7 protein-coding genes are annotated in these 10527 nt (G+C 51.7%); 6 read left to right on the top strand and 1 reads right to left on the bottom strand.

Going from position 1 to position 10527, the window contains the following annotated elements; translation table 11 throughout:
• Window positions 1–83 precede the first annotated feature (83 nt).
• Window positions 84–890: a shiE gene (locus BFF42_RS27510; protein WP_237161016.1), complete on the top strand. Its 807-nt coding sequence runs from the start codon at window positions 84–86 to the stop codon at window positions 888–890.
• Here BFF42_RS27510 and BFF42_RS03925 read toward each other — a convergent pair.
• The gene (locus tag BFF42_RS03925) at window positions 840–2033 is read right to left on the bottom strand and encodes an MFS transporter (protein ID WP_000074489.1); all 1194 of its coding nucleotides are present in this window, start codon (window positions 2031–2033) and stop codon (window positions 840–842) included. The two genes, BFF42_RS27510 and BFF42_RS03925, sit on opposite strands and share 51 nt — an antisense overlap.
• A 135-nt stretch (window positions 2034–2168) precedes the next feature.
• Here BFF42_RS03925 and iucA point away from each other — a divergent pair, with 135 nt between their 5' ends.
• Genes iucA through iutA form a run of 5 tightly spaced genes read left to right on the top strand, consistent with a single transcriptional unit; the run spans window position 2169 to window position 10118 of the window.
• Window positions 2169–3893, top strand: a complete 1725-nt coding sequence (gene iucA, locus BFF42_RS03920) for an aerobactin synthase IucA (protein ID WP_012421559.1) — start codon at window positions 2169–2171, stop codon at window positions 3891–3893.
• On the top strand, window positions 3894–4841 hold the full coding sequence (iucB, locus tag BFF42_RS03915; RefSeq protein WP_001287501.1) for a N(6)-hydroxylysine O-acetyltransferase IucB: 948 nt from the start codon (window positions 3894–3896) through the stop codon (window positions 4839–4841).
• Window positions 4841–6583 (top strand): NIS family aerobactin synthetase IucC, encoded by a 1743-nt coding sequence (iucC, locus tag BFF42_RS03910; protein WP_001015716.1) that lies wholly within the window; start codon window positions 4841–4843, stop codon window positions 6581–6583. The genes iucB and iucC overlap by 1 nt, the downstream gene beginning before the upstream one ends.
• Window positions 6580–7917, top strand: coding sequence for an NADPH-dependent L-lysine N(6)-monooxygenase IucD (gene iucD, locus BFF42_RS03905; RefSeq protein WP_000750143.1), 1338 nt, complete (start codon window positions 6580–6582; stop codon window positions 7915–7917). Before iucC ends, iucD begins: the two co-directional genes overlap by 4 nt.
• Window positions 7918–7922: 5 nt before the next feature.
• Complete coding sequence (gene iutA, locus BFF42_RS03900; protein WP_001387241.1) at window positions 7923–10118, top strand: ferric aerobactin receptor IutA; 2196 nt, start codon at window positions 7923–7925, stop codon at window positions 10116–10118.
• Window positions 10119–10527 lie beyond the last annotated feature (409 nt).

Below are 10527 nucleotides of genomic sequence, written 5' to 3'. Positions count from 1 at the left end.
CTGGCCGATAAACCGGGTCGGCGAACTGCTCCCCTGGCGCGTAGCACTGCCGACTGAATAACACATCCCCGTCAATACGGTTCTTGCTGCACGCTTACAGTGAAACAAAGGCAGCTTATCGTTGTTTTTCAAACGATAAAGTCTCTGCTAATAAAATTATGGCTCCTCACAAAGAAAATATCACTGAAAGAGCTCAGCAGTTTAAAAGAGTTTTAGTTTTACAGGATACAACAGAACTTAATTATTCTGGTCAGAAAGAAAAACAAGGAGTTGGTCACAAAAAACATAAAGATGAAAGAAACTTATTTCTTCATCCTCAACTCGTCATCAGTGAGTCAGGTGTTTGCCTCGGTGTTTATGATGACTATCAGTGGTTCAGGGATGAATTAAAAACCAGTAAAAATACCCGACAAGAAATCTGCAATGATTTACTTCATAAAAAACATGTCAGTGAAAAAGAAACCTGGCGTTGGGTTGAAGGATATAATAAAGCAACAGAACTGGCTCGCCAATGCCCTGATACCCATGTATTGTCAATTTCTGATCGTGAAGGCGATTTTTATGACCTGTTTGAACGCGCAGAGCAGACTCCCGGAATAAAAGCTGACTGGCTTGTCAGAATGAAATTTAATAACAGAGCAACGCTGAATATTAATGGTAAACGGGATCATAGGTTGTTGCACGAAAGAATCATGGAGATTACACCGCAGCAACTGGTTGAATTCACTATACCTGATGGGCGGGGGCAGCAAGCCAGAACACTGCCTGACATGCTTTCATCAGACGCAGGTCCTCTCTCATATCCTCTGATTTACTCCAGTAAGGTGATGATCATATCTTTATTTGATAGTACGGTAATGCCAGATAAATACAGACACAATGGTAAATAATATAGTTGCAAATAATGCTGCCATAATCAGCGCGATTGCGACACCTGTTTTCGATACCAGCGGCACCAGCAAAGCGCACAGTCCATAGCCAAGTGTGTGACTGGTAGCGAGCCAGCCCGCGCCTGCGCCATCAGCCAGCTTATCATTCAGTAGAAGTTGATAAGCGGGTGTTGCCAGAGCTGCTCCAAATGACAGCACTGCACAGCCCGGGTAAAACAACCATAGCTGTTCGGAGAGCATGATAGCCAGACCACCACTCATCAACACTCCGGCACTCAGGAGCAGGGCCACCGGAGTCAGGCGCTGCGGACGGACTACCCCGAACTGCGCGATAAGCGCAGCTACTGCGGACAGACCCAACAGCCAGGCCACCTGTTGGCTAATGGCGGTGGTATCCGTGACGAACTGGCGAGTAAGGGCAGGCGAAAGTCCAAGCTGCATCATGCTCACCGCCGCAGCCAGTAATATTGCGCAAAGCAGATAAGGCAGACAATCCCGCTTCAGACTGACGCTCTTGCACTCCGGTGTGGGCTGTGGTGGTGTGCCGGGCAACCGCAGCAGCATCAGCAGCGCCAGCACTGGTGCTGCCATCAGTAGCCCCAGTGGCGCCAGAGGATGAATGGCCAGCATTGCTGCCGCGCACAGCGGCCCGAATAGCCTGCCGCAACTCAGGCCGGAGCTGATGGTTGCCAGAGCGGCCATGCGATTCCCTTCTCCAGCTCTCTGCAATGCCCAGACCTGACAGGCTGGCACCATTGCCGACACGGTCAGCCCGTAGGCGATCCGGGCGATGATTAATATTCCCAGTCCCACCGCTGTTGTTATGGCGCTGGTAGCCATCAGCACGCTTCCCAGCCCTAGCAGGGTAAAGCTTATGCCATATCCTCCCAGAGCCCACAACACCACAGGTTTACTGCCAGTACGGGAAATTTGCTTTCCCCACCACGGGGACGATGGCAGAAACAGCATTGAGCCAAGCATCAGCAGGGCAGCCCATACAGACAGACTCAGATTTGTCTGTATGACCAGAACAGGGAGCACAACCAGCAGACCGTTCTGTCCGATACCGAGAAGCCCGGCACTGAACGCAAGTGGCCAGCAGGACAGTGTTTTTTGGGGCGTATCTTCGATCCCTGGTGACATTATAATGTTTCAACTCCATGTATTAATTGTGTTTATTTGTAAAATTAATTTATCTGACAATAACATTTATTGTTGATAATGAGAATCATTATCGACATAATTGTTATTATTTTACTGTGTGGGAGCTGTTTGACTATGACCCTGCCCTCTGAAAAACCAGCCACAGATGTGGCTGCGCAGTGCTTCCTGAATGCACTGATTCGTGAAACCACAGACTGGAAACTGACAGAATACCCGCCAGACGAATTGCTCATCCCGCTGGATGAGCAGAAATCGCTCCATTTCAGAGTGACTTATTTCTCCCCAACCCAGCATCACCGCTTTGCATTTCCTGCACGTCTGGTCACGGCATCAGGCAGTTATCCTGTCGACTTTACCACTCTCTCCCGGCTTATTATTGATAAGCTACGCCATCAACTGTTTCTGCCCGTTCCCCTCTGCGAAACTTTCCACCAGCGCGTGCTGGAAAGCCATGTCCATACGCAACAGGCAATTGATGCCCGTCATGACTGGGCCGCTCTGCGTGAAAAAGCGTTGAATTTTGGCGAGGCTGAGCAGGCGCTGCTGACAGGACACGCTTTCCACCCTGCGCCTAAGTCTCATGAACCGTTTAACCGGCGGGAGGCTGAACGCTACCTGCCTGATATGGCACCCCACTTCCCACTGCGGTGGTTTTCGGTGGATAAAACACAAATCGCCGGTGAAAGTTTGCATCTCAACCTTCAACAGCGGCTGACGCGATTTGCCGCAGAGAATGCGCCTCAGTTACTCAACGAATTAAGTGACAACCAATGGCTGTTCCCGTTGCACCCGTGGCAGGGGGAATATCTTTTGCAGCAGGGGTGGTGCCAGGCACTTGTTGCTAAAGGGCTGATTAAAGACTTAGGTGAGGCCGGCACGTCGTGGCTGCCGACCACCTCTTCCCGTTCCCTCTACTGTGCCACCAGCCGCGATATGATCAAGTTCTCCCTGAGCGTACGGCTGACCAACTCCATCCGTACTCTGTCCGTGAAAGAAGTGAAGCGTGGGATGCGCCTGGCACGCCTGGCTCAAACCGACGGCTGGCAGATGCTACAGGTCCGCTTCCCGACTTTCCGGGTAATGCAGGAGGATGGCTGGGCCGGGCTGCTCGATCTTAACGGCAACATCATGCAGGAAAGTCTGTTTGCCCTGCGTGAAAATCTGCTGGTGGATCAGCCGAAAAGCCAGACTAACGTACTGGTCTCCCTGACTCAGGCCGCACCTGATGGCGGTGATTCGCTGCTGGTTTCGGCGGTAAAACGCCTGAGCGATCGCCTCGGTATCACTGTGCAACAGGCCGCCCATGCATGGGTCGATGCATACTGTCAGCAAGTGCTAAAGCCGCTGTTTACGGCTGAAGCGGATTACGGCCTGGTGCTGCTGGCGCATCAGCAAAATATTCTTGTCCAGATGCTTGGGGATCTGCCGGTCGGATTTATTTACCGTGACTGTCAGGGCAGCGCTTTTATGCCTCACGCGACAGACTGGCTCGATTCTATTGGCGAGGCGCAGGCGGAAAATATTTTCACCCATGAGCAGTTGCTGCGCTATTTCCCTTATTACCTGCTGGTTAACTCCACTTTTGCTGTGACCGCTGCGCTGGGGGCTGCCGGGCTGGACAGCGAATCGAATCTGATGGCTCGTGTACGAGCATCGCTGGCTGAAGTGCGTGATCAGGTGACTCATAAAACCTGTCTCAACTACGTGCTGGAAAGTCCGTACTGGAACGTAAAAGGTAACTTTTTCTGTTATCTGAACGATCATAACGAGAACACCATTGTTGATCCTTCGGTGATCTATTTCGATTTCGCTAACCCGCTGCAGGCTCAGGAGGTCTGAATGTCTGAGGCAAACATTATTCACAGCAGATATGGACTGCGCTGTGAAAAACTCGACAAGCCCCTGAATCTTGGCTGGGGACTGGACAATAGCGCGGTGTTGCACTGTCCCGGGGAGCTGCCGACAGGGTGGCTGTGCGATGCGCTGGATCAGATATTTATCGCCGCACCACAACTGTCAGCAGTGGCTCTCCCCTGGGCCGAATGGCGTGAGGAGCCACAGGCGCTGACGCTTTTTGGGCAGGTAAAAAGCGACATTATCCATCGTACTGCCTTCTGGCAGTTACCGTTATGGTTGAGTTCACCGGCAAACCGGGCCTCCGGTGAAATGGTTTTTGATGCAGAGCGTGAGATTTATTTCCCGCAGCGCCCACCCCGTCCACAGGGTGAGGTTTACCGCCGTTACGATCCACGTATTCGCAGGATGCTGAGTTTCCGCATTGCCGATCCCGTTTCTGATGCAGAACGTTTCACCCGCTGGATGAATGATCCGCGCGTTGAGTATTTCTGGGAGCAAAGTGGCTCACTGGAGGTACAGACCGCCTATCTGGAGCGCCAGCTCACCGGTAAACATGCATTCCCGCTGATTGGGTGCTTCGACGATCGGCCATTCAGCTATTTCGAAATCTACTGGGCGGCGGAAGACCGCATTGGTCGTCACTATTCGTGGCAGCCCTTTGACCGTGGCCTGCATCTGCTGGTTGGTGAACAGCAATGGCGCGGGGCCCACTATGTGCAAAGCTGGCTGCGCGGGCTGACACATTACCTGCTGCTGGATGAGCCCCGTACGCAGCGCACAGTACTGGAGCCACGCACCGATAACCAGCGCCTGTTCCGCCATCTTGAGCCTGCGGGATACCGGACAATTAAAGAGTTCGACTTCCCACATAAGCGCTCGCGCATGGTGATGGCGGATCGTCATCACTTCTTCACGGAGGTCGGTCTGTAATGAATCACAAGGACTGGGATTTTGTTAACCGTCGGCTGGTGGCAAAAATGTTGTCTGAGATGGAGTATGAGCAGGTTTTCCACGCGGAATCTCAGGGCGATGACCACTACTGCATTAACCTGCCGGGAGCACAATGGCGCTTCATCGCTGAACGTGGTATCTGGGGCTGGCTGTGGATTGATGCCCAAACGTTGCGCTGCACGGACGAACCAGTACTGGCGCAGACGCTGCTGATGCAGCTAAAGCCGGTGCTGTCAATGAGTGATGCCACTGTTGCAGAGCATATGCAGGATTTGTATGCCACGCTACTGGGCGACCTGCAACTGCTGAAGGCCCGTCGCGGACTGAGTGCCAGTGACCTGATTAATCTTGATGCCGATCGTCTGCAATGCCTGCTGAGCGGTCATCCTAAATTCGTTTTTAATAAAGGTCGCCGTGGCTGGGGCAAAGAGGCGCTGGAACGATATGCGCCAGAGTATACCAACACCTTCAGACTGCACTGGCTGGCGGTAAAACGTGAACATATGATCTGGCGCTGCGATAACGATCTGGATATTCAGCAGTTGTTGACTGCCGCAATGGATCCGCAGGAGTTTACACGCTTCAGTCAGGTCTGGCAGGAAAACGGGCTGGATCACAACTGGCTACCGCTGCCGGTACATCCGTGGCAGTGGCAGCAAAAAATCGCCACAGACTTCATCGCTGATTTTGTCGAAGGCAGGATGGTGTCTCTCGGCGAGTTTGGCGACCAGTGGCTCGCCCAGCAGTCGCTGCGTACCCTGACCAACGCCAGCCGCCGGGGAGGGCTGGATATCAAGCTGCCGCTGACCATCTACAACACCTCATGCTACCGGGGGATCCCTGGCAGATATATCGCTGCCGGACCACTGGCTTCACGCTGGCTGCAACAGGTTTTTGCGACCGACGCCACCCTGGTGCAAAGCGGCGCAGTGATCCTTGGTGAACCGGCGGCAGGCTATGTGTCCCATGAAGGCTATGCCGCGCTTGCCCGGGCTCCCTATCGCTACCAGGAAATGCTTGGTGTTATCTGGCGGGAGAATCCGTGCCGCTGGCTGAAACCGGATGAAAGTCCTGTTCTGATGGCAACACTGATGGAGTGCGACGAAAACAATCAGCCGCTGGCAGGCGCATATATCGACCGCTCCGGACTGGACGCTGAAACCTGGCTTACGCAATTGTTCCGGGTGGTTGTGGTTCCGCTGTATCACCTGCTTTGCCGCTACGGTGTCGCGCTTATTGCACACGGACAAAATATAACGCTCGCCATGAAAGAGGGGGTACCACAGCGTGTTCTGCTGAAAGACTTCCAGGGCGATATGCGGCTGGTGAAAGAAGCGTTTCCCGAAATGGACTCTTTGCCTCAGGAGGTGCGTGATGCCACATCCCGTCTGAGTGCGGACTACTTAATCCATGATTTGCAGACGGGTCACTTCGTGACAGTACTGCGTTTTATTTCGCCACTGATGGTTCGTCTTGGCGTACCTGAAAGGCGATTTTATCAACTGCTGGCAGCAGTGTTGAGTGATTACATGAACAAACATCCACAAATGGCAGAGCGTTTTGCGATTTTCTCACTCTTCAGGCCACAAATCATTCGCGTGGTGCTGAACCCGGTAAAACTGACCTGGCCGGACCTGGATGGCGGCAGTCGCATGCTGCCGAATTACCTTGAGAATCTGCAAAATCCGCTGTGGCTGGTAACTCAGGAATATGAATCATGAAAAAAAGTGTCGATTTTATTGGTGTCGGGACAGGGCCATTTAATCTCAGCATTGCTGCATTGTCACATCAGATCGAAGAACTGAACTGTCTCTTCTTTGACGAACATCCTCATTTTTCCTGGCATCCGGGTATGCTGGTACCGGATTGTCATATGCAGACCGTCTTTCTGAAAGATCTGGTCAGTGCAGTTGCACCTACAAATCCCTACAGCTTTGTTAACTATCTGGTGAAGCACAAAAAGTTCTATCGCTTCCTTACAAGCAGGCTACGTACAGTATCCCGTGAAGAGTTTTCTGACTATCTCCGCTGGGCTGCTGAAGATATGAATAACCTGTATTTCAGTCATACCGTTGAAAATATTGATTTCGACAAAAAAAGTCGATTGTTTCTGGTTCAGACCAGTCGGGGAGAATATTTTGCCCGCAATATCTGCCTTGGTACAGGAAAACAACCTTATTTACCACCCTGTGTGAAGCATGTGACACAATCCTGTTTCCATGCCAGTGAAATGAATCTTCGTCGGCCGGACCTGAGTGGAAAACGGATAACCGTGGTTGGTGGAGGACAGAGTGGTGCAGACCTGTTCCTTAATGCATTACGCGGGGAATGGGGAGAAGCGGCGGAAATAAACTGGGTCTCACGGCGTAATAATTTTAACGCACTGGATGAGGCTGCTTTTGCTGATGAGTATTTTACACCTGAATATATTTCAGGCTTCTCCGGACTGAAGGAAGATATTCGCCATCAGTTACTGGATGAGCAGAAAATGACATCGGATGGCATCACTGCCGATTCTTTACTGACCATTTATCGTGAGTTGTACCACCGTTTTGAAGTTCTGAGAAAACCAAGAAATATCCGTCTGCTACCCAGTCGCTCGGTAACAACTCTGGAAAGTAGTGGTCCGGGCTGGAGGTTATTGATGGAACATCATCTGGATCAGGGCAGAGAGAGCCTGGAAAGTGATGTGGTGATTTTCGCCACAGGTTACCGTTCTGCATTGCCACAAATACTTCCCTCACTGATGCCCTTGATCACCATGCACGATAAGAACACCTTTAAAGTGCGTGATGACTTCACTCTGGAATGGAGTGGCCCGAAAGAAAATAACATCTTTGCGGTCAACGCCAGCATGCAAACTCATGGCATCGCCGAACCCCAGCTCAGCCTGATGGCCTGGCGATCTGCACGTATTCTTAATCGCGTACTGGGGCGTGATTTATTCGATCTCAGTATGCCGCCCGCACTGATTCAGTGGCGCAGCGGCAGCCGGAAAAAACCGCAGCCGGAGGCTGCTTCTTTAACTCACTATACAGCAAATATTCAGGAATAACGATGATGCGCAAAAAGTATATGCCCCGGGCTCTTGGTCCGCTGCTTCTTGTCGTGCTGTCACCAGCTGTCGCCCAGCAAAACGATGATAATGAGATCATAGTGTCTGCCAGCCGCAGCAATCGAACTGTAGCGGAGATGGCGCAAACCACCTGGGTTATCGAAAATGCCGAACTGGAGCAGCAGATTCAGGGCGGTAAAGAGCTGAAAGACGCACTGGCTCAGTTAATCCCCGGCCTTGATGTCAGCAGCCAGAGTCGAACCAACTACGGTATGAACATGCGTGGCCGCCCGCTGGTTGTCCTGATTGACGGTGTGCGCCTCAACTCTTCACGTTCCGACAGCCGACAACTGGACTCTGTCGATCCTTTTAATATCGACCATATTGAAGTGATCTCCGGCGCGACGGCCCTGTACGGTGGCGGGAGTACCGGAGGGTTGATCAACATCGTGACCAAAAAAGGTCAGCCGGAAACCATGATGGAGTTTGAGGCTGGCACAAAAAGTGGCTTTAACAGCAGTAAAGATCACGATGAGCGCATTGCCGGTGCTGTCTCCGGCGGAAATGACCATATCTCCGGACGTCTTTCCGTGGCATATCAGAAATTTGGCGGCTGGTTTGACGGTAACGGCGATGCCACCCTGCTTGATAACACCCAGACCGGCCTGCAGCACTCCAATCGGCTGGACATCATGGGAACCGGTACGCTGAACATCGATGAATCCCGGCAGCTTCAACTGATAACGCAGTACTATAAAAGTCAGGGAGACGACAATTACGGGCTTAATCTCGGGAAAGGCTTTTCCGCCATCAGCGGGAGCAGCACACCATACGTCAGTAAGGGGCTGAATTCTGACCGCATTCCCGGCACTGAGCGGCATTTGATCAGCCTGCAGTACTCTGACAGTGATTTCCTGGGACAGGAACTGGTCGGTCAGGTTTACTACCGCGATGAGTCGTTGCGGTACTACCCGTTCCCGACGGTAAATGCGAATAAACAGGCGACGGCTTTCTCCTCGTCACAGCAGGATACCGACCAGTACGGCATGAAACTGACTCTGAACAGCCAACTGATGGACGGCTGGCAAATCACCTGGGGGCTGGATGCTGAGCATGAGCGCTTTACCTCCAACCAGATGTTCTTCGATCTGGCTCAGGCAAGTGCTTCCGGAGGGCTGAACAACCATAAGATTTACACCACCGGGCGCTATCCGTCATATGACATCACCAATCTGGCGGCCTTCCTGCAATCCAGCTATGACATTAATGATATTTTTACCGTTAGCGGTGGCGTACGCTATCAGTATACTGAGAACAGGGTAGATGATTTCATCGACTACACGCAGCAACAGAAGATTGCTGCCGGGAAGGCGATATCTGCCGACGCCATTCCTGGTGGTTCGGTAGATTACGATAACTTTCTGTTCAATGCTGGTCTGCTGATGCACATCACCGAACGTCAGCAGGCATGGTTCAATTTTTCCCAGGGGGTGGCATTGCCGGATCCGGGGAAATATTATGGTCGCGGCATCTATGGTGCAGCAGTGAACGGCCATCTTTCCCTGACAAAGAGCGTGAACGTCAGCGACAGTAAGCTGGAAGGCGTGAAAGTCGATTCTTATGAACTGGGCTGGCGCTTTACCGGTGACAACCTGCGGACTCAAATCGCGGCATATTACTCGCTTTCCAATAAGAGCGTGGAAAGGAATAAAGATCTGACCATCAGTGTGAAGGACGACAGGCGCCGTATTTACGGCGTGGAAGGTGCAGTGGACTACCTGATCCCGGATACTGACTGGAGTACCGGTGTGAACTTCAATGTGCTGAAAACCGAGTCGAAAGTGAACGGTCAATGGCAAAAATATGACGTGAAGGAATCAAGTCCATCGAAAGCGACAGCTTACATTAACTGGGCGCCGGAACCGTGGAGTCTGCGTGTACAGAGCACCACTTCTTTCGACGTAAGCGATGCAGAGGGTAACGATATTAATGGTTACACTACCGTCGATTTTATCAGTAGTTGGCAGCTTCCGGTGGGAACACTCAGCTTCAGCGTTGAGAACCTCTTCGACCGTGACTATACCACTGTCTGGGGACAGCGTGCACCTCTGTACTACAGCCCGGGTTACGGCCCTGCTTCACTGTACGACTACAAAGGCCGGGGCCGAACCTTTGGTCTGAACTACTCAGTGCTGTTCTGACGGGGATGCTTTTGCAACAAGGGTATGCTGTAAACAACATGGTCCTTGGTGGCCATGTTGTTTACAGCCAGTATAATATACAGCCTTAACAAGATATTCCGTCTCCGGAATGGACTGTTCACCACTGAATAACATTATTTCTGTTTTATGGATCTTTGACTGAAATTTATCGCATATCCTCATTTCATTGTCCGTCTGAAAACTAACCTTACAAGTAAGCGTCGTCTCAGCACCGTCTGGCAGATCCTGAAATTCCTGAGAGGATGATCTGCGCGTAAGGCAGTATGACTTTCCGTGAGACAGATGCTGGGTAAGCGTAAACTGACCGCCGTATGTAGCCATTAAGCCTGTATTGGTAACGTAGGTGCCCACCTTTTCAACTAGTGGACACCTGTTATGGAACAGAAAG

The sequence above is a fragment of the Shigella sp. FC1661 genome (genome assembly GCF_001712525.1).
In the GTDB taxonomy this organism is placed as follows: domain Bacteria; phylum Pseudomonadota; class Gammaproteobacteria; order Enterobacterales; family Enterobacteriaceae; genus Escherichia; species Escherichia coli.
The sequence above is the reverse complement of the archived record's forward strand: the minus strand, read 5'-3'. Positions and strand labels throughout refer to the sequence as shown.

Bases quoted from the DNA above. Each gene is read 5' to 3' on its own strand.
- iutA (WP_001387241.1), top strand. From the start codon at position 7,923: ATGCGCAAAAAGTATATGCCCCGGGCTCTTGGTCCGCTGCTTCTTGTC.
- BFF42_RS03925 (WP_000074489.1), bottom strand. From the start codon at position 2,033: ATGTCACCAGGGATCGAAGATACGCCCCAAAAAACACTGTCCTGCTGG.
- iucD (WP_000750143.1), top strand. From the start codon at position 6,580: ATGAAAAAAAGTGTCGATTTTATTGGTGTCGGGACAGGGCCATTTAAT.
- iucB (WP_001287501.1), top strand. From the start codon at position 3,894: ATGTCTGAGGCAAACATTATTCACAGCAGATATGGACTGCGCTGTGAA.
- iucC (WP_001015716.1), top strand. From the start codon at position 4,841: ATGAATCACAAGGACTGGGATTTTGTTAACCGTCGGCTGGTGGCAAAA.
- iucA (WP_012421559.1), top strand. From the start codon at position 2,169: ATGACCCTGCCCTCTGAAAAACCAGCCACAGATGTGGCTGCGCAGTGC.